The 1121-nt window shown below is 54.1% G+C and carries 1 rRNA gene; it reads right to left on the reverse strand.

Going from position 1 to position 1121, the window contains the following annotated elements:
* Window positions 1-1121, reverse strand: a 23S ribosomal RNA gene (locus ABIA61_RS26630); the annotation flags it as partial.

The following is a 1121-nucleotide window of genomic DNA, read 5'->3' on the forward strand; positions in this document are numbered from 1 at the left end:
CCAACCATTCTGAGGGAACCTTGGGGCGCCTCCGTTACTCTTTAGGAGGCGACCGCCCCAGTCAAACTGCCCACCTGACACTGTCCTCGTACCGGATCACGGTACCAAGTTAGAACCTAGATACGATCAGGGTGGTATCCCAAGGATGCCTCCTCTCAAGCTGGCGCTCAAGTCTCTTAGGCTCCCACCTATCCTGTACAGATCGTACCCAAATTCAATATCAAGCTGCAGTAAAGCTCCATGGGGTCTTTCCGTCTTGTCGCGGGTAACCTGCATCTTCACAGGTATTAAAATTTCACCGGATCTCTCGTTGAGACAGCGCCCAAGTCGTTACGCCATTCGTGCGGGTCAGAATTTACCTGACAAGGAATTTCGCTACCTTAGGACCGTTATAGTTACGGCCGCCGTTTACTGGGGCTTCGGTTCATAGCTTCGCCCAAAAGGACTTACCACTCCCCTTAACCTTCCAGCACCGGGCAGGCGTCAGCCCGTATACTTCGCCTTGCGGCTTCGCACAGACCTGTGTTTTTGCTAAACAGTCGCTTGGGCCTTTTCACTGCGGCCCCCTCGGGCTATTCACCCTACCGAGGCACCCCTTCTCCCGAAGTTACGGGGTCATTTTGCCGAGTTCCTTAACGAGAGTTCTTCCGCGCGCCTTAGAATTCTCTTCTCGCCTACCTGTGTCGGTTTGCGGTACGGGCACCTTCTCCTGGCTAGAGGCTTTTCTTGGCAGTCTGAGATCATGACCTTCGCTACTGTAATTTTCGCTCCCCATCACAGCCCAGCCTTACGATGTGCGGATTTGCCTACACACCAGCCTCACTGCTTAGACGGACATCCATCAGTCCGCGTCACTACCCTACTGCGTCACCCCATCGCTCATAACGGATTACGGTGGTACAGGAATTTCGACCTGTTGTCCTTCGACTACGCCTATCGGCCTCGCCTTAGGTCCCGACTTACCCTGAGCGGACGAACCTTCCTCAGGAACCCTTAGGCTTTCGGCGGATCTGATTCTCACAGATCTTTTCGTTACTCATACCGGCATTCTCACTTGAATGCAGTCCAGCGCTCCTTACGGTACACCTTCAACCCGCATTCAACGCTCCCCTACCCCTGAT

This window comes from Paenibacillus sp. RC21, from assembly GCF_044907935.1.
Lineage (GTDB): Bacteria > Bacillota > Bacilli > Paenibacillales > Paenibacillaceae > Paenibacillus > Paenibacillus terrae_A.